Here is a 23,207-nt window from a genome sequence, read left to right as displayed (position 1 = left end):
GTTCGGTACCATTCACCATTCACTACTGACTACTCACTACTCCCCTTGGAGTGAACCAATGCTTGGACGCCTGAACCATGTCGCGCTTGCCGTGCCGGATCTGGCCGCGGCGATGGCCGCCTATCGCGATACGCTGGGCGCGCGGTTGAGCGCGCCGCAGGCGCTGCCGGAACATGGGGTCACCGTCGTGTTCGTCGATGTCGGCAACACCAAGATCGAGCTGCTGGAGCCGCTGGGCGAGGCTTCGCCCATCGCCGCGTTCCTCGAGAAGAACCCCTCCGGCGGCATGCATCACGTCTGCTATGAGGTTGACGATATCCTGGCCGCTCGCGATCATTTGAAACAAAGCGGCGCGCGCGTGCTGGGCGACGGCAACCCGAAGATCGGCGCGCATGGCAAGCCGGTGCTGTTCCTGCATCCCAAGGATTTCTTCGGCACGCTCGTCGAACTGGAGCAGGCATGAACTGGATTCTGTTCGCCGCGCTGTTCTTCGTCACCTGGTGGCTGGTGCTGTTCGTTGTTCTTCCGTTCAGCCTGCGCACCCAGGACGACGACCAGGATGTCACGCTCGGCACCGTTTCCAGCGCACCGCGCGGCCCGCATATGCTGCGCGCCTTCATCCGCGCGACGATCGTGACGGTGATCGTGATGGGCGTTCTCTACGGTCTTACGATGGGCCTGGGATTCAGCTTCGACGACATCATGCGGATCATGCCGGACTTTAGTCCGAACGGCAGTCACTGACGCTGAAGATACAGTTTCCGCAAGTATTGAAGAGCATACGCGCGCCAAGGTTGAATTCGGAAGCCGGCTTCCGAATTCGGCAGCTATCCATGGCTAATGCTGTTTGGCAGATGGCTGTGCTAAGCAGATGATTGCACAAAAAAAATGCAAGGCACGAGGCCTTGCAATTTAAACGCGTCCGATCCGTTTCCGGTGTCCGGCGGCAGCGAGTTACCGCGCCTAGATCGCATCCTCCCAAGACTTTGACCGCGTAGGAGAGCAGATTTTTCTCCGCCCTCTCGGTTATCGGGGCACACTAGACCAAGGCAGGTGAAAATGTCACGAAGAATTTTGCCTCGAAACAGGCAATATCGTGCTGCACTGCACAATAGTGCGGCAGGGCTTGCTTGTGAATCGATCAAAAAGCCATTTGCGGCACTTTGCGGCCAAAATCGCCTTTTTGGTAAGGTGCAGAAGGCCCCGATACTTTGGGGCACTCGGGTTTCCATTCGGCCATGAAATGGCTATGAAACCCGGGCAAGCAGCCTGAGGTGCGCCGATTCCCCGCGCCGCCATCTTCATTCACGGACCAGTCCATGCGTTTGTCGCGCTATTTCCTGCCCATCCTCAAAGAAAATCCCCGCGAGGCCGAAATCGTCTCGCACCGGTTGATGCTGCGCGCCGGTATGATCCGCCAGCAAGGGCAGGGCAGCTTTTCGTGGCTGCCATTGGGCAAGCGCGTGTTGGACAAGGTCTGCCGGATCATCCGCGAGGAACAGGACCGCGCCGGCGCGCTGGAAATCCTGATGCCGACCATCCAGTCGGCGGATCTGTGGCGCGAAAGCGGCCGTTACAACGACTACGGCAAGGAGATGCTGCGCATCAAGGACCGCCAGGACCGCGACATGCTCTACGGGCCGACAAACGAAGAGATGGTCACCGAGATTTTTCGCGCCTACGTGAAGTCCTACAAGGACCTGCCGCTCAACCTCTACCACATCCAGTGGAAGTTCCGCGACGAGGTGCGGCCGCGCTTCGGCGTCATGCGGTCTCGCGAATTCCTGATGAAGGACGCCTACTCCTTCGACCTCGATTTCGAGGGCGCCAGGGCCGCCTACAACCGCATGTTCGTGTCCTACCTCAGGACGTTCACCCGCATGGGCTTGCAGGCCATTCCGATGCGCGCCGACACCGGCCCGATCGGCGGCGATCTCAGTCATGAGTTCATCATCCTGGCCGAGACCGGCGAGAGCCAGGTGTTCTGTGACCGCGCCTATCTGTCGCTCGACGTGCCGGGCGCCGGCACGAACTTCTCCAACGATGCCGAGATCGGCGAGATCGTGCAGAAATGGACGACGCCTTACGCCGCCACCGACGAAATGCATGACGAGGCGGCCTGGGAGAAAGTCGCCGAAGGCGACCGGCTCTCGGCGCGCGGCATCGAGGTCGGCCATATCTTCCACTTCGGCGAGAAGTATTCCAAGCCGATGAACGCCAAGGTGACCGGCCCCGACGGCAAGGATCACTACGCTTCCGGCGGCTCCTACGGCATCGGCCCGTCGCGGCTGGTCGCGGCGATCATCGAGGCGAGCCATGACGAGAACGGCATCATCTGGCCGGAGGCGGTGGCACCCTTCGATATTGGCCTGATCAACATGAAGGTCGGCGACGGCGAATGCGACCGCGTCTGCGACGAGCTCTACGCAGCGCTTACTTCGGCCGGCAAGGACGTGCTCTATGACGACACCGACCAGCGGCCGGGCGGCAAGTTCGCCACCGCCGACCTGATCGGCCTGCCGTGGCAGGTGATCGTCGGCCCGCGCGGCGTGGCCGCCGGCGAGGTCGAGATCAAGAACCGCAAGTCGGGCGAGCGCGAGACGCTGCCGATCGCCGAGGCCAAGAAGCGCCTGGGTATCGCCGCATGAGCGAGGCGGCGACAGCGGCCAGATCAGGGGCGGGCGCCTTTTCCGGATTCGAGCGCATGGTGGCGTGGCGCTACCTGCGCTCGCGGCGCAAGGAAACGGTGATCTCGGTCATCGCCTCGATCTCCTTTCTCGGCATTATGCTCGGCGTCGCGACGCTGATCGTCGTCATGGCCGTGATGAACGGTTTTCGCGCAGAACTGCTCACCCGCATCCTCGGCGTCAACGGCCATCTCATCGTGCAGCCGCTCGATTCGCCGCTGGAGGATTACGCCCAGGTGGCGAGCCGCATCAACGGCGTCGCTGGCGTCAAATACGCCATTCCGCTGATCGACGGCCAGGTGCTGGCGCAAGGCAATGTCGGCGGCGGCACGGGCGCCCTGGTGCGCGGTATCCGCGGCGAGGACCTCGGCAAGATTTCGATCGTCTCCAGCAACATCAAGCAGGGCACGCTCGACGGTTTCGACACCGGCGAGGGCGTGGCGATCGGCAAGCGGATGGCGGAGAGCCTCGGGCTGGTGCTCGGCGACACGATCACGCTGATCTCTCCCGACGGCGACGTGACGCCGCTCGGCACCACGCCGCGCATGAAGGGCTACAAGGTCGTGGCGATCTTCGAGGTCGGCATGTCGGAATATGACAGTTCGATCGTGTACATGCCGTTCTCGGAGGCGCAGCTCTATTTCAACATGGACGGGCGCGCGCAGACCATCGAGATCTATGTCGACAATCCCGACAATGTCGACGCGCTGAAGCCGCTGGTCGAGCAGGCGGCGCAGCGGCCGGTCGATCTCGTCGACTGGCGCCAGCGCAACGAGACCTTCTTCTCGGCGCTGCAGGTCGAGCGCAACGTCATGTTCATGATTCTCACGCTGATCGTGCTGGTGGCGGCGCTCAACATCATTTCGGGCCTCATCATGCTGGTGAAGGACAAGGGCCACGACATCGCCATCCTGCGCACGATGGGCGCCTCGCGCGGCGCAATCCTGCGCATCTTCCTGATGACAGGGGCGGCGATCGGCGTCACCGGGACGATCGCCGGCGTGCTGCTCGGCGTCGTCATCTGCATCAACATCGAATCGATCCGCCAGTTCTTCTCCTGGATGACCGGCAGGATCCTGTTCAATCCCGAGCTCTATTTCCTCAGCCAGCTGCCGGCGAAGATGGATCCGCGCGAGACGACCTATGTCGTGATCATGGCGCTTGCCCTGTCGTTCCTGGCGACAGTGTTCCCGGCCTGGCGGGCCGCCCGGCTCGATCCCGTCGAAGCTCTGAGGTACGAATGATGGCCGAGGCCATTATCGAGTTGAAGGGCGTCGAACGGCACTACGTCCAGGGGCCGCGCAAGCTCACCATTTTGAACGGCGCCGACTTTTCGCTCCGGCGCGGCGAGATGGTGGCGCTGGTGGCGCCGTCGGGCACCGGCAAGTCCACCCTTTTGCACACGGCGGGGCTGCTGGAGCGGCCCGACGCGGGCGACGTGATCCTCGCCGGCCGTGCCTGCGGCCGGCTGTCGGACGACGAGCGCACCGCGATCCGCCGCAACGATGTCGGCTTCGTCTACCAGTTCCATCATTTGCTGCCGGAGTTCTCGGCGCTCGAGAACATCATGATGCCGCAGCTGATCAAGGGGCTTCCCGCCAAGGACGCCTCGGAACGGGCAGCCCAGCTTCTCGACTACATGCAGATCGGCAAGCGCGCGCAGCACCGGCCGGCCGAGCTTTCCGGCGGCGAACAGCAACGCGTCGCCATTGCCCGCGCGGTCGCCAACGCGCCGCTGGTGCTCCTGGCCGACGAGCCGACCGGCAATCTCGACCCGGTCACCGCTTCCTATGTATTCGACGCGCTCGAGGCACTGGTCAGGCAGTCGGGCCTTGCCGCGCTGATCGCCACCCACAACCATGAGCTCGCCTCGCGCATGGACCGGCGCGTGACGCTGGCCGAGGGCAAGGTGGTGCCTCTCTAAGGCCGGGTCGACCCAGCGCGGGCCTGGAGCCGGCGTTTCGACGGCAACGCTTGTCAGCGCGAGGCCTCTGTCACGAACGTGATAGAATGCGGCCTCTCGCCGGTCGGAGGCCGCCGTGAAAAAGGTCATTCTCGGGATTGTCGTGCTGTTGTTCCTGGCGGTCGCTTTGTCGACCGCTTACTCCCTGCTTTTCGGATGTCCGCATGGCGGCTCATACCGGTGCGTCCAGGGCTTCAATCGGGAAACCTGCGGCTGCCCGCAGTCGTAGGTTTCGAGCGCTCCTGCCGCCAAGACAACAGGCATCCATCAGCACGTTGCGCGCGACGGTTGGCAACCGATAGCGTTTGATCTCGTGGCCCTTAAGGGGCGCTCGCAGCACAGCGCCTTCCTCGCAGCGAGCGATTAACCTTTCATTTACCGTGCAAAATTCTCTGCCTGTCGTCGTGCCAGGATGGTCGTTGACATTCGAACAAAATTAGAACAAATTACGAACATACCAACAACGGAGAGAGTTATGTCTGATCTGGTTCAGGATGTCGTCTCGCTGGTTTGCATGAGCACCTTTCTCGTTTCGATGGCGATCTGGATCGGCGCTATGTGATCAGGCGGCCTTGCCGCCATACGGGACGGGCAAATGCCCGCCCGTTTGTTCGGGCGGGCGAGAACCTGCCCAGGGACGGGCAAGAGCCCGCCAGGGACGGGCAAGAGCCCGCCGGGGACGGGCAAGAGCCCGCCAGGGACGGGCAAGAGCCCGCCCATGTTTGTTAAGTCTTTCTTGGCCGCGCCGCCGTTAGGCTGCTCCTTCAAGACAGGGAGCGAAGGCAAGTGTCGGTCATCGTCACGGTCACCCTCGTGGCCGGCAATCTCGGACTGATCTTTCTTTTGATGACCGTGCCGCTCGGACTGCGCACGGTGACGGCGCGCCGCGTAATCAAGGCCGACCGTGATCGCCTCTGGCAGGCGCTGTGGCCGTTCGGCGGCGATGCCGGGTGGTCGGGCGAAATCCTTTCCGCCGAGCCCCTGGACAGCGAGGGGACGGCGCTGATCCGGCTCTCCTGGGAAGGACGGGACGGCCGGCCGATCGACCGCAAGGCGCGGTTCGAGGATGTGAAGGAAGGAAGCTACTTCTCGATGATCGTCGTCGACGACACGGCGCTCGATCCATCGTTCTGGGCGAATTATCGCGAGACGGCCGAACTCGTGCCCGAGGGCGATGCCACGCGTGTCAGGCTTACCCAGACCGATCGCTATCGCGGCGTTGCGTTCCTTATCTTCCGTTTCTTCGCCATGCGCCGCGAGCTTCGCAAGCTGGACGTCTGGGCGGCTACCGGCACGTATCGCAAGGGCGGCTGGTTCGAGCATCCGCTGAGCCAGGTCGGCTTTGCTGTGCTTTCGGCCTTGATCCTGTGGCCGTTCTTCGGCCTCAATATCGGCGGCCTGACCCTGGCCGCGATCCTGACCTCGGTAGTCGCCCTGCACGAGCTCGGCCATATGGCCGCCTTCCGGCTGACCGGGCATCGCCGGGCGCGGATGATCTTCATACCGCTGCTTGGCGGCATCGCCATCGGCGGCAGGCCCTATGACAGCCGCTTCGAGGTCGCCTTCGTGGCGCTTATGGGCGCCGGCTTTTCCGCTTTCCTGGTGCCGGTGCTGATCGCCGCCAGCGGCTTCGCCAACGGCGAAGGACATCGACTCGCCGCCATGCTCCTGGCCACGCTTGCCGGCTGCGCCTCGCTGTTCAACATCGCCAATCTGGTGCCGGTGTGGAAATTCGATGGCGGCCAGGTGTTGCGCCAGATCTGCCCGGGTCCGGCGGCACTCGCGCTGGCGTCCTTCCTGCTTTTGTCGGCGCTCCTGGCGCTCGGCTGGCAGGCCGGTTTCTCACCGAACTTCCTGCTGATCGCCGGCGCGGTGTTCGCGATCCTCAGCCTGATCACCATGGGCAGCGGCGTAAAGCCGCGACACGAGCTGAAGCCGATCCGGCCCTTCGACCGGCTGGCCATTGCCGGCGCGCTGCTCGCCGTCTTCGCCATCCATGGCTACGGCATGCTGTGGGCCTCGGCACAACTGATGTAGAGTGTGCTGAGTTTCAGATGAGGTCGGCCTGCAAACGGCGGCTTCCTGCGCTTCCGGTGCTCACGTACTTCAAGTACGCTCCGCTCCGGCTTTCGCCGGCCGAAGCCCTCATAGGGGTCTTCGCTCCATGAAGGCTACGGCCGGCGTAGGCCGGTTCTCGGAATCCACCTTGTTCGGTCGCTTCGCGCCCGTCTTCGACTTCGTCTCGACCTGACCCGAATCTCAACACACTCCCGGCGGAGCGACTCTCAGCCGGCCTTGCGGGCAGGCTCGGCAACCGGAACGGCTGCAGGCCCAAACACGTCCTCGAACGCCGATTTCAGCGCGAGGTCAAGGTCGGCCATGGTGACCGGCAGTCCAAGATCGACAAGGCTGGTCACGCCATGATCCGAGACGCCGCAGGGCACGATGCCGCCGAAATGGCCGAGGTCCGGCTCGACGTTGATAGCGATGCCATGGAAGCTCACCCAGCGCCGCAGCCGGATGCCGATCGCCGCGATCTTGTCCTCGGCCGGCGTGCCGTCCGGCAGGGCAGGGCGATCCGGCCGCACCACCCAGACACCGACGCGGTCCTCGCGCCGCTCGCCGCGCACATTGAAGACGGCAAGCGTGGAGATGATCCATTGCTCGAGCGCCGCGACGAAGGCGCGCACATCCTCGCGCCGCCGCTTCAGGTCGAGCATCACATAGGCCACGCGCTGTCCAGGGCCGTGATAGGTGTATTCGCCGCCGCGGCCGGCGGCAAAGACTGGGAAGCGGTCGGGGTCGATCAGGTCCTCGCTGCGGGCGCTGGTGCCGGCGGTGTAGAGCGGCGGATGCTCGACCAGCCAGACCATCTCGCCTGCCGTTCCGCTGCGGATCGCTTCGGCGCGCGCCTCCATGAAGGCCAGCGCGTCCGGATAGGCGGTGAGCCCGGGCTCGATCATCCATTCCACCGGCGCCGAACCGGGGAGCGGCAGGAACGACGTGGCGATCTGGCTGCGTTCTGTCATGGAACTTTCTCGATGTTCCATTCATATGGCGGCAATCGGCCAAAACGTCCAGTTCCGCCGGCGAGAAGCCGGGCCTGGAAGGGGTGTGCAAGCCGCTTTGTCCGATGCATGTCGGTCTCCCAAAACCGCTCCGCACTTTTGGGCGGCATGCATTCGCGATTATTCCGCACGGCGCACTTGTTTCGCCGGAAACGATTTGCTACAGGCCCCGGGCCGGACGGTTCCGGCTCCTACCACGTGCGGTCGTGGCGGAATTGGTAGACGCGCAGCGTTGAGGTCGCTGTGGGGCAACCCGTGGAAGTTCGAGTCTTCTCGACCGCACCATTCTTCCTAAAGCCAGCTGAATTCGGCACCGGCAAGCGACTGTTCTCGTCGCTGCCTGCGGCTCCCTCGGATCAAGATGAAAGCGGCGGCGGGCATGAAGACCACACCGCCGCCAGAGTTTGACGCGAGGACGTTTTTCCGCAGTTTGGCCAAACGGCCTACCCCGTCCAGCCCAGACCTGCCGAGATGCAGTTGATCGACACAAGCAGGGCGTCGGTCGCCCGCTTCTGATCCGCCGTGGCTGCGCTTGTCCGAACCTCACGCAGCAGGTCGACCTGCAGCCGGTGAATGTCGTCCATCTGCCGGCGCAGGTTGTCGAAGCGCCGCTTGAACATCGGGAAGCGCGCGGAAAGATCGCCTCCCGTGAGGTCGCCGATCAGGCGTCGCGTCAATTCGTATTCGGCGGCGATGCGCGCATAGATCCGTCCGGCAGCATCGCCGTCGGACACCAGGCCGGCATAGAGCCGCGCAATCTCCATGTCGGACTGGTAGAGCGTCTTTTCGGCCTCGTCGACGATCAGGCGGAAGAAGCGCGAGTGCTCGAACATGCGGGCCAGAAGCTCGCGCCCGGCATCGCCACGCACCGTGACGAAGGCGCTCAGGGCGCTGCCGATGCCATACCAGCCGGTCAGCAGGTGACGGTTCTGGCTCCAGGCGAACACCCATGGAATGGCGCGCAGGTCGGCAATGCCGCTGGCACCGAAACGGCGATCCGGGCGTGAGCCCATTTTCAAGAGCGCCAGTTCCGCGACCGGGCTCGCCTGGTTGAAATAGTCGAGGAAGCCCGGCTCGGCCATCAACCCGGCATAGGATGCCTGCGACATGCCCGCGAGCGCTTCCAGCGCTTCGTCGAACTCCGGCGATTCCTTCGCACCGGCATCGCCGGTTGATCGGATACCGTGCGCCAGCACGGCGGCGGCGAGGACCTCGAGCTGGTTGAGGCCGGTGCCGCGATTGGCGAATTTCGACGATACGACCTCGCCTTGCTCGGTCACCCGCATGGCTCCGGCCACAGTGCCTTGCGGCTGTGCCGCGATCGCGCGGCCGGTCGGCGCGCCGCCACGGCTGACGGAGCCGCCGCGGCCGTGAAAGAAACTGATCCTGGTGTTGTGCTTGCGGCCGATGGCGGCGAGGCGCTTTTGCGCTTTTGCCAGTTCCCAATTGGACGCCAGGAATCCGCCGTCCTTGTTGGAATCCGAATAGCCGAGCATGATTTCCTGGCGTGCGCCGAAATCGCGCACCGTCCGCCGCACCAGCGAAACGCCGAGCAGTCCGTTGAGTATGGCAGGGGCGGCCTGCAGATCGGCGATGGTCTCGAACAACGGCACGATCCGGAGCCTGATCGTGCCGCCGCCACCGGGCGCGGTCGATAGTCCGCAATATTGCGCCAGCAGATAGACGGCGAGCAGATCGTCGGCCGAGCGGGTCATGCTGAGCACGAAGGAGCCGACCGCGTCGGCATCGGAGCCCGAGACTTGCCTGGCGATAACCGAGAATGTCGAAAGCAGTTCGCTCGCTTCCGGCGAGAGCCGCCCTTCGTCGATCTCCAGCCGCTCGCCCTGGCTGAGGGCTGCGCGAATGCGCGCCGACCAACCCGGTGTGCCTGGGACGACCGGATCGGCAGGATCCGTCAGCGCGAACAGCTCGGCCAGCACCCGGTTGACGACGGTGGAATTCTGCCGGATGTCGAGCGAGACGGTGCGGAAGCCGAAGCTTCCGACCTGCCAAATCAGCGGCTGGACGAAACGCCTGGCCACCGCGCGCCCTCCGATCGCCTCCAGAACCGAAGACAGCGCGCTCAGATCGGCGCGAAACGCCTCCGCGGAAGAGTAGGCCGCCGTACCGCCGTCGCGCGTGGCGACCAGCCGGGCAAGCAGGGCCGAAGCGAACTGGCGGAGCGGTTCGTCGGGGTTGCGGGTGGCGATCTCTTGCGCCTCTCCGCTCTTATCAAGCGCTGATTGCAGCACCTGCCTGAAGGCCGCCGGCAGCTCGATGACGTTCGAGCTGGCGCTGAGCACCGACACCAGCCGCTGCACCTGCGTCAGATACCAGCCTATGGCTGTGTCGCGGTATTCGGCCATGGCGTGGGCGGTGACTTCGGCCGTCACATTCGGATTGCCGTCACGGTCGCCGCCGATCCACGAGCCATAGCGCATGAAGGAGGGAATCCGGATCAGCTCGCCCGGATAGTGACGCTTGAAGGCGTCCTGAAGCTTGCCATAGAGCTGCGGCGTCGCCTCGAAGATGACTTCGCGGAAGAAATGCAGGCCCCAGGCGATCTCGCGCTCGACCGTCGGGCGCTCCAGCCGCAGCTCGCCCGTCATCCACAGAAGCTCGATCTCGCTTTCGAGATCGGCGACCAAGAGATCGCGTTCGCGCGGCGCCCAGCGCGGCTGGTCGAGCTCGGTCAGCTTGCGATAGATGCGGCGGTGGATCTCCAGCACGGTGACGCGCTTGGCCTCTGTGGGATGCGCTGTCATGGTCGGGCCGACGCAAAGCTCGTCGAGCGCCGCCTGCGCTTCCGTCGCCGAGTGGCCGTTCGCCGCCATCCCGGCAATCACGCTGGCGAACGAACCGGGCACGTCGTCGACACCCGCGCCCTGTTCGAGTTCGCGCCGCGCCCGCATGGCAAGCAATTCGTCGGCAATCGTCAGCAACTGGAACCACACGCCGCTCGCCTGAAGCGCCGGGATGCGCTGTTCCGGGGCGAGGGAGACAAGCGACCTGCGTCCGCTCAGGACCGCCGCGATCTCGGGCTCGCGTGCGCTTGCGACCTGAAGCAGCAGACGCAGCAGCAAGCTGCGCTCGTCCTCACGAAACTTGATGCGTTTGCTCTGTTCCAAAGCCGCTGTCCCGCCCATTGCCGCTGAGCTGCGCTAAGCGTTTGTTTTCACGCAATTCCAGATAGAAAATCGCTGCGCACAGTTTCTCGAATTGCTCTGACCAAGGTCGCGTCGACCGTAAGGCGAGCCGATCCGGGCCGGCGACCGCGAAGATCGCCGGCCCGAGACTGGCTTAACGTTCTGCTTTCCGCGACTTTCGCCTGGCCAGCTGTCAAGCAGCCTTCTTCGTCCGCGCCAGCGTGTCGGCCACGACCTCGCCGAAAGAAGCAGGGGTCGGCACGATGACGACGCCGGCTTCCTTGAGGATCTCGACCTTTTCCTGCGCCGATTCGCCGAAAGCGGAGATGATGGCGCCGGCATGGCCCATGCGCCTGCCCTTCGGGGCGGACAGGCCGGCGATGTAGGCGATCAGCGGTTTGCGCATGTTGTCGCGCGCCCAGATCGCGGCTTCGGCTTCCTGCGGGCCGCCGATCTCGCCGATCATCACCACGGCGTCGGTATCCTCGTCGCGCTCGAAAAGCTGCAGGATGTCCTTGAAGGACGAGCCGTTGATCGGGTCGCCGCCGATGCCGACGCTGGTCGAAACGCCGATGCCCAGCGCCTTCATCTGCGAAGCGGCCTCATAGCCCAGCGTGCCGGAACGGCCGACGATGCCGACGCGCCCTGGCAGGTAGATGTTGCCAGGCATGATGCCCATCAGCGCCTGTCCAGGCGTGATGACGCCGGCGCAGTTCGGGCCAACCAGCCGCATGCGGTCCTCGAAGCGGTAGCGGCGCATGTAGCGCTTGACCTGCATCATGTCCTGCGAGGGGATGCCGTCGGTGATGCAGACGCAGAGCTTGATGCCGGCATCCGCCGCTTCCATGATCGAATCGGCGGCGAAGGGCGGCGGCACGAAGACGATGCTGGCCTCGGCGCGGGTCTCGCGCACCGCGCCCTTGACCGTGTTGAAGACGGGCAGGCCGAGATGCGTCTGGCCGCCCTTGCCGGGGGTGACGCCGCCGACCAGCTTGGTGCCGTAGCGCTTCATGTCCTCGGCGTGGAAGCTGCCGATCTTGCCGGTGAAGCCTTGCACGATCACGCGCGTGCTGCGGTTGAGCAGGATTGCCATTTTCTCGACCTCCCTCAGGCTGCTTTTTTGTTCTTGGTGGCTTCGCGCCAGGCGGCGACGGCTTTTTCGGCGGCTTCGGCCAGCGTGTCGGCGACGATCACCGCCTCGCCGGAATCGGCGAGGATCTTGCGCCCTTCCTCGACCTTGGTGCCGGAAAGGCGCACCACCAGCGGCACGTCGACGCCGACCTCGCGGATCGCCTTGATGACGCCTTCGGCGACCCAGTCGCAGCGGTTGATGCCGGCGAAGATGTTGACCAGGATGGTCTCGACATTCTTGTCGCCGAGCACGGCGCGGAAGGATTTCGCCACCCGCTCCGGTGAGGCGCCGCCGCCGATGTCGAGGAAGTTGGCTGGCTCGCCGCCGGCGATCTTGATCATGTCCATCGTCGCCATGGCCAGCCCGGCGCCGTTGATGATGCAGCCGATATTGCCCTCGAGCCCGACATAGGAGAGGCCGCGGTCGCTGGCGAAGGTCTCGCGCGGGTCTTCCTGGCTCTTGTCGCGCAGCTCGGAAATCTCGGGACGGCGGAACAGCGCGTTCTCGTCGAACGACATTTTTGCATCGAGTGCGACGAGGCTGCCGTCGCGCGTCACCACCAGCGGATTGATCTCCAGCATCGAGGCGTCGTAGTCGCGGAACACCTGGTAGCAGCCCAGGATGGTTTCGGTGGCCTTGCCGATCAGGTTGCTTTCAAGGCCGAGGCCAAAGGCGATCTCGCGCGCCTGAAAACCCTGCATGCCGACGCCGGGGTCGACGGTGGCGCGGATGATCGAATCAGGCTTCTTTTCAGAGATATCCTCGATCTCCATGCCGCCGGCGGCCGACGCCACGATCATGACGCGCTCTTCCTTGCGGTCGAGCACGAAGCCGAGATAGAGCTCCTGAGCGATGTCGACGGCCTCCTCAAGATAGAGGCGAGAGATCAGCTTGCCGCGCGGGCCGGTCTGCTGGGTCACAAGCTTGCGCCCGAGCATGGCTTCGGCAGCGTTGGAGATCTCCTCGTCGTTCGAGCAGAGTTTGATGCCGCCCGCCTTACCGCGCGCGCCGGAATGAACCTGCGCCTTCAGCACCCATTTGGCCCCGCCGATCTCCCTGGCACGGTAGGTCGCCTGTTCGGGGCTGTAAGCGAGGCCGCCGCGCGGTACATGCACGCCGTGGCGGGCAAGCAGTTCCTTGGCCTGGTATTCGTGGATGTCCATCTTGTCCTCCCGGTATTTTTCTACTGCGCGGCGGCGGCATGCGGCCCATTAGCCAACAAAGTTTGGCTGGCGCGCTCGATCGCCTCGTTCACCACCAGCACGTTGCGCGCCATGCGCTCCGACGCGGCGTCGATCATCTTGCCGTCGAGCGCAGCGGCACCCTTGCCGAGCGCTTCCGCCTCCTTCAGCACTTCGAGGATGCGGCGGGCGCGCGTGACTTCCTTCTCCGGCGGCGAGAACACGTCGTTGGCCAGGGCGATCTGCGAAGGGTGGATCGCCCATTTGCCTTCGATGCCGAGTGCGGCGGCGCGTCGGGCGGCCGCCTTGTAGCCTTCCGGGTCGGAGAAATCGCCGAACGGTCCGTCGATGGCGCGCAGGCCGTAGGCGCGGCAGGCGACAGTCATGCGCGACAGCGCAAAATGCCATTGGTCACCGGGATAGTCCGGATTGAGCCCGCCGATGTTGACGGTGCGCGCCTTGTTTGAAGCGGCATAGTCGGCGACGCCGAAATGCATCGCTTCCAGCCGGCCGGGCGTGGCGGCGATCGCCTCGACATTGGCCATGCCGAGCGCCGTCTCGATCAGCGCTTCGAGGCCGACGCGGGTCTTGAAGCCCTTGGCCATCTCGATCTGGTTGACCATGGCCTCGACCATATAGAGGTCGGCCGGCACGCCGACCTTCGGCACCAGGATGGTGTCCAGCCGGTCGCCGGCCTGTTCCATGACGTCGACGACGTCGCGGTACATGTAATGGGTGTCGAGGCCGTTGATGCGCACCGACACGGTCTTGCCCTTGGCGCGCCAGTCGATGTCGTTCAGCGCCTGGATGATGTTCTTGCGGGCACGCTCCTTGTCCGGCGGCGCCACCGCGTCCTCGATGTCGAGGAAGATGAAGTCGGCGGCGCTGTTCGCCGCCTTGTCGATCATCTCGGGGCTCGAACCGGGTACAGCCAGTTCGCTGCGCTGCAGCCTCAGTTTCTTCAGGTGGTTGATGGTGTGGCTCATGGTGCGCTCCTCACGCCGCCTTGGCGACAGGCATGTCGGCCGTGCGGCGGAAGTGCTCGATGGCCGCGCCGACGCCGGAGCCCGGCGCAAGGTCGACGCCGCAATCGAGCAGCGTCAGCTCGGCGGCGGAGACCGACGCAAGCACCATCACCTCGTTCAACCAGCCGAGATGGCCGATGCGGAAGACCTTGCCGGCCACCTTGTTGAGGCCGCCGCCGAGAGAGGTGTTGTATTTCTGGTAGGCGCGCTTGACGACATTGGCGCTGTCGATGCCTTCCGGCACCACAATGGCACTGACGGTGTCGGAATGCCATTTCGGCGCCTTGGCGCAGAGCTTCAGGCCCCAGGCGTCGACGGCCTTGCGCACGCCTTCGGCCAGCCGATGATGGCGGGCGAAGATGTTCTCTAGCCCTTCCTCGGCGATGAGATCGAGCGAAGCGCGCAGGCCGCGCAGCAACTGGGTGGCCGGCGTATAGGGGAAATAGCCGCCGTCGTTGGTGCGGATCATGTCTTCGAAGGAAAAGTAACAATGCCGGTGGGTCGCGACCCGCGACGCGGCCAGCGCCTTCTTGCTGACCGACAGGAAGCCGAGGCCGGCCGGCAGCATGAAGCCTTTCTGCGAACCGCTGACAGCGCAGTCGACGCCCCATTCCTCCTGCCGGAAGTCGATCGAGCCGATCGAGGAGACACCATCGACGAAGAGAAGCGCCGGGTGGTTCGCGGCATCGAGCGCGTCGCGGCAGCCGGCGACGTCGCTGGTGACGCCGGTCGCGGTCTCGTTCTGCGTGCAGAAGACCGCCTTTATGAGGTGCGCCTTGTCCGCCTTAAGCCGCTCCGCATAGATTTCGAGCGGGACGCCGGTGCCCCATTCGCAGTCGATGACGTCGACCTCGAAGCCGAGGCGTTCGGCCATGTCGACCCACAGATGCGAGAACTGGCCGAAGCGCGACATCAGAACCTTGTCGCCGGGGCTGAGCACATTGGTCATCGCCGCTTCCCAGGCGCCGGTGCCGGAGGAGGGGTAGATGAAGACGCGGCCGGTCTCGTTCTTGAAGACCTTTTTGATGTCTTCGAAGAGCGGCAGCGTCAGGTTGGGGAAAGAGGAAGCGCGCATATCCTCCATCGGCAGGTTCATGGCCTGCCGGACTTGCTCGGGAATGTTGGTGGGCCCCGGGATGAAAAGATGCGTGAACCCAGCCATGCGCGAAACTCCTCCGATCGTTTGTGATTGTGGAGGAAGTTTCGTCTTGAAGAGGCTCGCCAACAACACCTTGCCGGGTAAGTTGTTGGCCCTTGCGGGTGGGACTGTCCTACCCGGTTGGCCTACCCGATAGGCGATTTGGGCGTGCGTTGTTTCTCGCTGGAATAGAGCGCCACGGCCATGGCGCGGTTGCGCACGTCCAGCTTGTCGTAGAGATTCTTCAGGTGGTACTTCACCGTATTCTCGGAAATCCCGGTCCGCGTCGCGATCTGCAGGTTGGTCCAGCCGTCGGAAAGCACCGCCAGCAATTCCCGCTCGCGCACGGTGAGCCTGGACAGCGGCGTGTCGTTGACCTTGTTGATGTCGATATAGGGAATGCAGATGCGGCCATGCGCCACCGCCAGGATCGTCTCGAAGATCACCGGCGGATCGTCGAACTGGAAGCAATAGCCCTGCGCGCCGAGGCGCACGCATTGCTTCAGGATGCCGATGTCGTGGTCGTTGGAAAAGATCGTGATGCGCACGCCGAGCTTGCGGTTCTGAACTTCCGTGAGGACGTCGGCGCCGTCCATGTCGGCTAGCTTCCAGCCGACGACGGCGACATCGAATTGCGTGGCGGCGGCCAGTTCCAGGAATTGTGCGCCGCTGTGCACGGCACCGAGCAAATCGAAGCGGCCGTCGCATTCGAGCATTTCGCGCAGGGCCGAAACGACGAATGGATTGCGCTCGGCAACGACCACGCGAACGCGCTGCTCGGCATTTGCCTGGTTCGTCTTTGCGGACTTGATGTTCAAGGGCAGCGTTTGTCCTCGGACCGTTTAGCGATGCGCTGATCCTGGGGGATCATCCATCATGACAATTCTGCCTCAATGGGGAAGGGGTGCTCTTTCCCCAGCGACATGCGCTGTCGCGTCGGCTGAAGCGATTGTCACGTCCGCGACGCGGGCGCCCCACGCTGTTATCGAGCGGTTGCGAGGCGAAGACAACCGCCACATTTCCTTGGCTATTCCGAGCGCTAGAGCGACTTCCTTCGAAGACGAATCCTGTCGCCGCGCTATCTGCCGCACAGGGTTTGGATTTCCCGAAAAGCGGTTTCCACTTTTCGGGATCATGCACTAGACCTCGTTTGGGGATTCCTCGTTGCGGGAGGCGCTGGTGGAAGGCCAGGACAGACAGATGAGGGGCGCCGCGTCCGCCGAGGAGCATCACGCCGACATCTATGGCGAGGACGGCGCTGTCCGCGCCTCCTTCCTTGCCCAGATCGGCGCGGCGATCGCCGACCGCGACACGATCACCCTAAAACGTGAAGTCGGCGACCTGCACCAGTCGGAACTGGGCGACGTGCTGGAGGCGCTTCACCCCGAACAGCGCCGCGCGCTGGTCGAATTGCTCGGCACCGATTTCGACTTCTCGGCGCTGACCGAGGTCGACGAGGCGATCCGCATGGACATCGTCGACAATCTGCCCAACGAGCAGATCGCGCAGGCGGTGCAGGAGCTCGATTCCGACGACGCCGTCTACATCCTGGAAGACCTCGAGAAGGAAGACCAGGATGAGATCCTGTCGCAACTGCCTTTTACCGAGCGCATCAGGCTGCGGCGGGCACTGGACTATCCGGAAGAGACCGCCGGTCGGCGCATGCAGACCGAGTTCGTCGCCGTGCCGCCGTTCTGGACGATCGGCCAGACCATCGACTACATGCGCGAGGACAAGAACCTGCCCGACCGCTTCAGCCAGATCTTCGTCATCGACCCGAGCTTCAAGCTGCTCGGCGCCATCGATCTTGACCAGATCCTGCGCACCAAGCGCGCGGTCAAGGTCGAGGAGGTCATGCATGAGACCCTGCATGCGATCCCGGCCACGATGGACCAGGAAGAGGCGGCGCGGGAGTTCGAGCAATACAACCTGCTCTCCGCCGCCGTGGTCGACGAGAACGGGCGGCTGGTCGGCGTGCTGACCATCGATGATGTGGTCGACGTTATCCAGGAGGAGGCGGAAGAGGACCTGTTGCGCATGGGCGGCGTCGGCGACGAAGAACTGTCCGACACGGTGCTCGCCACCTCGCGCTCGCGCGTGCCCTGGCTGCTGGTCAACCTTGTGACCGCCTTCCTTGCCGCTTCGGTCATCGGCCTGTTCGACCACACGATCGAGCATATCGTGGCGCTGGCGGTGCTGATGCCGATCGTCGCCGGCATGGGCGGCAATGCCGGCTCGCAGACCATGACGGTGACCGTGCGCGCGCTGGCGACCAAGGACCTCGATATCTACAACGCCGCCCGCATCATCCGTCGCGAGCTCGGTGTCGGCTTCATCAACGGCGTGGTGTTTGCGGTGCTCATCGGCATGGTCGCCGGCTTCTGGTTCCGCGACGCCAATCTGGGCGGCATCATCGCAGCGGCGATGATCATCAACATGTTTGCCGCAGCACTTGCCGGGATACTCATCCCGCTGGTGCTCGACCGCCTCAAGATCGATCCGGCGGTGGCCTCGGCGGTCTTCGTCACCACCGTCACCGACTGTGTCGGGTTTTTCGCGTTCCTCGGGCTGGCGACATGGTGGTTTAGAGTTCCCTAAATCAACAAGCCGGCGTTAATTGACTTTTACGTAAATGCCGTGCGAGGTTGCCGCGGGGTCACGGGCCGATTCCGGCGCGAGATGGGTTCTGATCGGAGGGAAGGGCGACGCTCCAAGCGGCGATGCCCGGGCTTGGGAGTGGGAATGCGGGAATATTATACGATCACCGAGCTGACACGCGAGTTCGACGTGTCGACGCGGACTTTGCGTTTTTACGAGGACGAAGGGCTGGTGCAGCCTGTGAGGCGCGGCCGCACGCGGCTGTTCCGGCCGTCCGACCGGCATCTGATCCGCCAGATCATGCGGGGAAAAAGGCTCGGCTTCTCGATCAACGAGATCCGCGAGATCATCCAGATGTACAAGGAGCCGCCCGGCGAGGTCGGCCAGCTCAAGCTGATGATCAAGCGCATCGAGGAGAAGCGCGAGGACTTGCGCCAGAAGCGCCGCGACCTGGAGGAGACGCTGGCCGAGCTCGACCAGGCCGAAGAGTCCTGCGTGGAGCGACTGGCTGAGCTCGGCGTGAATACGTAGCCCGCTGATAGCCGAATGCTAACTGTCGCAAACGTTCGAGATTGGCCGGAGTCTCTCAGCTTCGTCATCCACGGGCGGAGCGGGAGCGAAGCGGACGCGGAGACCCGAGGATCCATTCCGTGATTTTAGCCGTGGGATGCAGCGAAGCAGAATTCTGCACCGCGGCGACGCCTCAACGTCACGGAATGGATTCTAGGGTCTGCGCGCGTCGCTTCGCTCCTTGCTCCGCCCGATGGATCAGGCGTTGCGGCCAATGAGAAACACGCAACCTTACCTGCCCAGAACCTGACCCCGCGACCGATCCAAGCGAGGCAGCCTCAAATCCAGCGCCGCACCCGCTTTGCGTAGTCCCGGTATTTCTTGCCGAACTTCGCCGCCAGGATCTTTTCTTCCTTCTCGATCGCCAGCTTCTGCGTCGCGAAGGCGGCGAGGAAGGCAAAGATCAGGAACCAGGCGATGCCGGTGATGAAGGCGACGCCGATCAAGAGCAGCGTGTTGGCGAGATACATCGGGTTGCGGGTGATGCCGAAGGGACCGGACGTCACCAGGTGGTCTGGCTCGGCATTGGGATCGAGCGTCGTCCTGGCCTTGAACATGGCGCGGATGGCCGTGATCCACAGCATGGCGACACCGAACAGCGCCACCCAGCCGACGCCGAACAGGAGATCGCCGAAGATGTCGCCGATCCAGGGCAGCGGGTAGAGCATGCCGAGGACGACGCTCGCCGCAATCGCCACGACATAGATCACCGGTGGCCAGGGAATGATCCCGTGTCTGGGCTTCACGATACCCGTCATTGCTGCCCTCCCTCCATCTGGTCCTCCGTCGCGGCGGTGCAGGTTTCCGCCAGATCGGCCAGATGCGATTTCCAGACACTGGACTGGTCGTTGGCGTAGAGCTTATCGAGAGACCCTTCGCCCTTCAGCGTGTCCAGCATGCAGCCACAATAGCTCGTACAGAACTTGCTGTCCCGCTGCTGTTCGCACTGCGCCTGGCAAGCCGGCAGGAAGCCGGCTTCCTTGTCCTGAGGGGCGGCGGGCATGACCTGCGAGAAAAGCCATACAGAACCGAACAGAAGCGGCTGGTGGATGAGGTAGAAGGCGAGGCTGTGACGGCCGATGAAGGTCAGCGGGTTCGACCAGCGGCCGGGCGCCCATGTTCCCAGACGGGCGAGCAAGCCCGATGCGGAAGCAAGCTTGACCGCTGCGATGCCCGCAAGCACCGCGCCAAACCACGGGAAAAGCGGCACATAGTCGTTGGAACGCGGGTTGGTGGCGGAAAGGCCGACCCACCACAGCGCCGGATGGTCGAAGAACTCCGAGCGCAGATAGTAGGGAGCAGCAATGACGACCGCGGCAATGATTGCCGTCAGCAGCCAGGGCAGCCTCAGAAAGGCGAGGCCGAGCAGGCTGGCCAGCGCGATCTCGTGCAGGATGCCGAAGAAGATGAAGCCGTCGGGGGTGACGAAATATGTGACGGCGGAAATGGCGATCGCCGCCACGGCGACCATGGCAAAACGCTTCCAGAAGCCAGGCCAGCGGATGTGACGGCCATGGGCGAGGAAAAGGCTGACGCCGACCAAGAACAGGAAGGTCGAGGCAATGCAGCGAGCGTAGAATTTCCACCAGCCGAACGCGGTGAGGGCTGGCGTGGTGTAGCCGAAGTTTTCGAGATCCCAGGTGAAATGATAGCTCGCCATCGCAAGCAGCGCGACGCCGCGCAGGACATCAAAGGCGACGATGCGGCTGGGCTTCGGTGCGTCCTGAACAGGGTCGCTCATCGTTTGAAGGCTCATCGTCACGCAATCCGATTCAGTCGAGCCGAATGACTATCACGGTTCAAGTGGACGACAGAAGCAGTCAGCCATCAACGCGTTTCATGGCAGCCATGAAATTCCGCTTTAGGCCAGTGACGGAAAGCCTTTGGCAGGCTTCGCTTTTCGGCCTCTGGGGGTCGGTTTCCTGCTACTGGCCGGCAGCTGGTCCGGCCAGATTTGAGGGGTGATTCACGTTTCGGAGGGCCGATGTCCACCCATGTGCGCCATCCGATCTTGCTTCCGGCCCTGCGGCCGGCGGATGCGCGCACCTTCGCTTCGCTCTATGCGGTGGAATCCTTCGCCCGCGCCACGATCTCCAGCGTCATCCCGATCCAGGCCTACGAGATCCTGCACAACGAGCGGATCGTCTCGATCCTCTACACCATCGTGTCGCTGATGGGTCTTTCGGTCACGCTGTTCATGCCGATTCTCATCCGCCGCTTCGCGCGGCGCTGGGTCTACACGGCCGGCTGCGTGCTGCTGGCGATCGGCTCCGCCTTCTTCGTCACCCACACGCTGCCCGGACAGATTGCCGGCATGCTCTGCCGCGTCATGGGGGCGAGCGCGCTGTCGATCACGCTCAACCTCTACATCATGGATCACATCCGCAAGACCGACTTCATGCAGGCGGAATCGCTGCGCATGGCCTGGTCGATGTTTGCCTGGACCGGCGGGCCGACGCTGGGCATCTTCCTCTACACCCATTTCGGCATCTATGCCGCGCATGGCGCGGTCGTGGTTTTTGCGTTCGCGCTGCTTTGCCTGTTCTGGTTCTACCGGTTGACCGACAACCAGTCGATCCGGCCCGGCAAGTCGCGCCCGGCCAATCCGCTTGCCAATATCGGCCGCTTCGTCAAGCAGCCAAGGCTCAGGCTTGCCTGGCTGATCGCGTTCGGCCGCTCCTGCTTCTGGACGACGTTCTTCGTCTACGGCCCGCTGTTCATGGTGATCACCGGCCAGGGCAAACTCGCCGGCGGCTTGCTGGTTTCGGCCGGCAATGCGCTTTTGTTCATGGCGATTTTCTGGGGCAGGGCGGCCGGGCGTTTCGGCGGACGGCGCGTCATGACCTTCGCCTATTTCGCCATGGCCGCGATGCTGTTTGCCGCAGGCGGCATCGGCGAGGCTGCGCCACTGCTCACGGCCGCGTTGCTGCTCTGCGGCGCACTCTTCACCATCGCGCTCGACGCGCTAGGCTCGACCGCGTTCATGCGCTCGGTGCGCTCGTACGAGAAGGCGCAGATGGCTGCGGTCTACCGCACCTATCTCGATTTCTCAGAGCTGACGCCGCCGCTCGTCTATTCGGTGGTGCTCACCTTCTTCGGCCTCGGCTCGGTGTTCGTCACGCTCGGCATCCTGGCCGCCTTCTGCGGCTTCGTCACCTGGCGCTACCTGCCGAAGGCGTTTTAACGGTAAAAGCGAGCATGATCTTTTCCGAAAACCGGCATCCACTTTTCGGGATCATGCTTGCTCTGCCGACAGCCGACACCCGGGAAAGGCTGTTGTCAATCGGCGGCCCTCCGGGTTGTAGCGCCCGCGCGTGAACCTTAAGGTCGCGCGCATGCTGCCAAGAACAATGTCGCTTACAGAGGAACTGGTCGCCCGTTGCTTTCGCGCGGTCGAGGATGCGGGGCCGGATCCCGATGCCGCGCATCTGGATGACGCCGACTATGACGCAATGGTGCGCATGCTGGAGGCTCAGCTTCCAGCCAACGAGCCGCTCTGGCTGTTTGGCTACGGTTCCCTGATCTGGAAGCCCGAGATCGAGCATGTCGAGGAGCGGGTGGCCCTGCTGCGCGGCTGGCACAGATCCTTCTGCATGAACATGACGCGCTGGCGGGGGACCAAGGACAGTCCGGGCCTGATGATGGCGCTGGATCGTGGTGGCCAATGCAAGGGCGTCGCCTTTCGGCTCGGCGAAGGCGACAGGCGCGAGCAACTCGACAAGATCCTGCGGCGCGAGGTGACGCTGAAGCCGACCAGCTACCATCCGCGCCTGCTCAACATGACAAGCGGCGGCGGCCCGTTGCGGGCGCTGGCCTTCGTCATCAACCGGCAGGGCACCACCTATGCCGGTGCATTAAGCGAGGAAGCGGTTGTCGAAAGGCTGGCGACCTCCTGCGGCCATTGGGGTTCGGGCGCCGATTATCTCTACAACACGGTGAAGAACCTGGAGCAACGTGGCATCCACGATGCGCATCTGTGGCGATTGCAGCAGCTCGTCGCGGCGCGGATTGCCGCTTCGTAGCACCCGTGACCTGTGCCGCAATCGCGCCGTGCGGTGGCGGAATTTGGTTTGCCGGCCGGAGAGCTTCTGCCTAAAGTCGCGCCGTCGGCCTGAAGGCCACGACAATGTCCATCCAAAGGCAAAGGCAGGGAATGACCGGCGCGACAGCCGCGAGCGGCAACACATCTTCCGATCGCAAACTGACCTTCGTCCTGGGCGGCGCGCGCTCGGGAAAAAGCTCTTATGCCGAGAAGCTGACGACTGCTAACCCATTGCCCTGGACGTACATCGCTACCGCACAGGCCTATGACGACGAGATGCGCGAGCGCATTGCGCTGCACCAGTCGCGGCGTGGCGAAGGCTGGGTCACCGTCGATGCGCCGCTCGACCTTGCCGGCGCGATCGAAGCCTTGCCGGATCACCAGGCTGTGCTGATCGATTGCCTGACATTGTGGCTCACCAATCACATGCTGGCCGAACATGATGTCGAGGCCGAATGCCGGCGGCTGGCGGATGTGCTGTCGCGGCCGCGCGGGCCGTGGTTCGTGGTGTCCAATGAAGTCGGGCTCGGCATCGTGCCCGACAACGCGCTGGCGCGCCGGTTTCGTGACGCCGCCGGCCGGCTCAACCAGCAGGTCGCGGCGATAGCCGACAGTGTGCTGTTGATGGTGGCGGGGCTGCCGCTCAAGGTGAAATGA

The 23,207-nt window shown here is 63.9% G+C and carries 20 protein-coding genes and 1 tRNA gene; 12 read left to right on the top strand and 9 right to left on the bottom strand.

Features of this window, described 5'->3' with window-relative positions; translation table 11 throughout:
• The first annotated feature begins 58 nt into the window (after nt 1-58).
• The 6 genes from mce (at nt 59) to WDX12_RS31565 (ending at nt 6,687) form a co-directional block, all read left to right on the top strand.
• Nucleotides 59-463, top strand: a complete 405-nt coding sequence (gene mce / locus WDX12_RS31590) for a methylmalonyl-CoA epimerase (RefSeq protein WP_320295247.1) — start codon at nt 59-61, stop codon at nt 461-463.
• Nucleotides 460-744 (top strand): DUF1467 family protein, encoded by a 285-nt coding sequence (locus WDX12_RS31585; protein ID WP_320295248.1) that lies wholly within the window; start codon nt 460-462, stop codon nt 742-744. Before mce ends, WDX12_RS31585 begins: the two co-directional genes overlap by 4 nt.
• A gap of 575 nt (nt 745-1,319) precedes the next feature.
• Nucleotides 1,320-2,648: a proline--tRNA ligase gene (gene proS, locus WDX12_RS31580; RefSeq protein WP_434723252.1), complete on the top strand. Its 1,329-nt coding sequence runs from the start codon at nt 1,320-1,322 to the stop codon at nt 2,646-2,648.
• Nucleotides 2,645-3,931 (top strand): lipoprotein-releasing ABC transporter permease subunit, encoded by a 1,287-nt coding sequence (locus WDX12_RS31575; protein WP_434723251.1) that lies wholly within the window; start codon nt 2,645-2,647, stop codon nt 3,929-3,931. The genes proS and WDX12_RS31575 overlap by 4 nt, the downstream gene beginning before the upstream one ends.
• The gene (locus WDX12_RS31570) at nt 3,931-4,611 is read left to right on the top strand and encodes an ABC transporter ATP-binding protein (protein WP_320295556.1); all 681 of its coding nucleotides are present in this window, start codon (nt 3,931-3,933) and stop codon (nt 4,609-4,611) included. The genes WDX12_RS31575 and WDX12_RS31570 overlap by 1 nt, the downstream gene beginning before the upstream one ends.
• Nucleotides 4,612-5,436: 825 nt before the next feature.
• Entirely contained in the window at nt 5,437-6,687 is a 1,251-nt protein-coding gene (locus WDX12_RS31565) for a site-2 protease family protein (RefSeq protein ID WP_434723250.1), read from the top strand.
• A 248-nt stretch (nt 6,688-6,935) separates the two neighbouring features.
• Here the strand turns inward: WDX12_RS31565 and lipB are convergent, their stop codons facing one another.
• Nucleotides 6,936-7,679 (bottom strand): lipoyl(octanoyl) transferase LipB, encoded by a 744-nt coding sequence (lipB, locus tag WDX12_RS31560; protein WP_434723249.1) that lies wholly within the window; start codon nt 7,677-7,679, stop codon nt 6,936-6,938.
• A 239-nt stretch (nt 7,680-7,918) separates the two neighbouring features.
• On the opposite strand from lipB, the gene WDX12_RS31555 reads away from it, so the two are divergent.
• A tRNA-Leu gene (locus WDX12_RS31555) sits at nt 7,919-8,003 on the top strand.
• Nucleotides 8,004-8,161: 158 nt separating this feature from the next.
• Here WDX12_RS31555 and WDX12_RS31550 read toward each other — a convergent pair.
• The 6 genes from WDX12_RS31550 to WDX12_RS31525 form a co-directional block, all read right to left on the bottom strand.
• Entirely contained in the window at nt 8,162-10,846 is a 2,685-nt protein-coding gene (locus tag WDX12_RS31550; RefSeq protein ID WP_434723248.1) for a phosphoenolpyruvate carboxylase, read from the bottom strand.
• Between the two features lie 211 nt (nt 10,847-11,057).
• Nucleotides 11,058-11,957 (bottom strand): succinate--CoA ligase subunit alpha, encoded by a 900-nt coding sequence (gene sucD / locus WDX12_RS31545; protein WP_320295254.1) that lies wholly within the window; start codon nt 11,955-11,957, stop codon nt 11,058-11,060.
• 14 nt (nt 11,958-11,971) lie between these two features.
• A complete protein-coding gene (locus WDX12_RS31540; protein ID WP_434723247.1) occupies nt 11,972-13,159 on the bottom strand; it encodes a malate--CoA ligase subunit beta in 1,188 nt (395 codons plus the stop codon).
• Between the two features lie 20 nt (nt 13,160-13,179).
• On the bottom strand, nt 13,180-14,163 hold the full coding sequence (locus WDX12_RS31535) for an HpcH/HpaI aldolase/citrate lyase family protein (RefSeq protein ID WP_320295256.1): 984 nt from the start codon (nt 14,161-14,163) through the stop codon (nt 13,180-13,182).
• A gap of 10 nt (nt 14,164-14,173) precedes the next feature.
• Entirely contained in the window at nt 14,174-15,364 is a 1,191-nt protein-coding gene (locus WDX12_RS31530; protein ID WP_434723246.1) for an aminotransferase class V-fold PLP-dependent enzyme, read from the bottom strand.
• Between the two features lie 122 nt (nt 15,365-15,486).
• Entirely contained in the window at nt 15,487-16,158 is a 672-nt protein-coding gene (locus WDX12_RS31525) for a response regulator transcription factor (protein ID WP_434723245.1), read from the bottom strand.
• 382 nt (nt 16,159-16,540) lie between these two features.
• Between WDX12_RS31525 and mgtE the strand changes: the two genes are divergently transcribed.
• Together mgtE and WDX12_RS31515 are read left to right on the top strand one after the other, a co-directional pair.
• A complete protein-coding gene (mgtE, locus tag WDX12_RS31520; RefSeq protein ID WP_434723244.1) occupies nt 16,541-17,938 on the top strand; it encodes a magnesium transporter in 1,398 nt (465 codons plus the stop codon).
• A 144-nt stretch (nt 17,939-18,082) separates the two neighbouring features.
• The gene (locus WDX12_RS31515) at nt 18,083-18,469 is read left to right on the top strand and encodes a MerR family transcriptional regulator (RefSeq protein WP_027168973.1); all 387 of its coding nucleotides are present in this window, start codon (nt 18,083-18,085) and stop codon (nt 18,467-18,469) included.
• A 317-nt stretch (nt 18,470-18,786) separates the two neighbouring features.
• On the opposite strand, the gene WDX12_RS31510 is transcribed toward WDX12_RS31515, so the two are convergent.
• Together WDX12_RS31510 and WDX12_RS31505 are read right to left on the bottom strand one after the other, a co-directional pair.
• Nucleotides 18,787-19,266: a methyltransferase family protein gene (locus WDX12_RS31510; protein ID WP_320295260.1), complete on the bottom strand. Its 480-nt coding sequence runs from the start codon at nt 19,264-19,266 to the stop codon at nt 18,787-18,789.
• Nucleotides 19,263-20,264 carry a heparan-alpha-glucosaminide N-acetyltransferase gene (locus WDX12_RS31505; RefSeq protein ID WP_434723243.1) on the bottom strand — a complete coding sequence of 334 codons (1,002 nt, stop codon included), beginning with the start codon at nt 20,262-20,264 and terminating at the stop codon, nt 19,263-19,265. The genes WDX12_RS31510 and WDX12_RS31505 overlap by 4 nt, the downstream gene beginning before the upstream one ends.
• A gap of 228 nt (nt 20,265-20,492) precedes the next feature.
• Between WDX12_RS31505 and WDX12_RS31500 the strand changes: the two genes are divergently transcribed.
• The 3 genes from WDX12_RS31500 (at nt 20,493) to cobU (ending at nt 23,207) form a co-directional block, all read left to right on the top strand.
• Nucleotides 20,493-21,692 carry an MFS transporter gene (locus WDX12_RS31500; protein WP_434723242.1) on the top strand — a complete coding sequence of 400 codons (1,200 nt, stop codon included), beginning with the start codon at nt 20,493-20,495 and terminating at the stop codon, nt 21,690-21,692.
• A 151-nt stretch (nt 21,693-21,843) separates the two neighbouring features.
• The gene (locus WDX12_RS31495; protein ID WP_434723241.1) at nt 21,844-22,530 is read left to right on the top strand and encodes a gamma-glutamylcyclotransferase; all 687 of its coding nucleotides are present in this window, start codon (nt 21,844-21,846) and stop codon (nt 22,528-22,530) included.
• A gap of 131 nt (nt 22,531-22,661) precedes the next feature.
• Nucleotides 22,662-23,207, top strand: coding sequence for a bifunctional adenosylcobinamide kinase/adenosylcobinamide-phosphate guanylyltransferase (gene cobU / locus WDX12_RS31490; protein ID WP_434723240.1), 546 nt, complete (start codon nt 22,662-22,664; stop codon nt 23,205-23,207).

This window comes from Mesorhizobium sp. RIZ17 (assembly GCF_051127865.1).
Taxonomy (GTDB): Bacteria; Pseudomonadota; Alphaproteobacteria; order Rhizobiales; family Rhizobiaceae; genus Mesorhizobium; species Mesorhizobium humile.
The sequence above is the reverse complement of the archived record's forward strand: the minus strand, read 5'-3'. Positions and strand labels throughout refer to the sequence as shown.